Source organism: Dellaglioa sp. CoH-57-MRSF-21 (assembly GCF_056781915.1).
The window spans coordinates 1-399 of sequence record NZ_JBXAXU010000081.1 but is presented as its reverse complement, the minus strand read 5'-3'; the positions used below and the strand labels follow the sequence as shown (position 1 = coordinate 399).

1 protein-coding gene is annotated in these 399 nt (G+C 56.1%); it reads right to left on the bottom strand.

Annotated features, from left to right (window positions below):
* Nucleotides 1–327 (bottom strand): DUF7415 domain-containing protein (locus AC1RPQ_RS08025; protein ID WP_481762266.1); only part of this gene is annotated, 327 nt, incomplete at its 3' end.
* Between the last annotated feature and the right edge of the window lie 72 nt (nucleotides 328–399).

Here is a 399-nt window from a genome sequence, read left to right as displayed (position 1 = left end):
ATCCAAACGCGTTTGCATCTCGACAAGGCTGTTCGAGAGTTCGGCACAGCGCGCTTCCAACCAACGGGCTCGGGATTCGAAGTCATCGGCCTTGGCCTGTGCCAAGGATTCGTGTTGCGCCGCCGTCTTCTCATCATACGCGAACGCGCCATCCGGAGCCACGAATGCGCCCTCCGATACACCAGTCGCCGGATCGTAGAACACGGCAAGCCCAAGCGGGTGCATGATCTCGTTGTTGATACGGTACAGCAGACCGCGATCCGCAATCTCGATCCACGTGACTTCCTGCATCGAGCCCTCGACTACACTATCCGTCAACTCAGACATCTTCAGTTTCTCCCTGTACAAGTTCAAAGATTCGAGCCTCAATCTCCGAAAACCCCTCACTCACGTGAATCG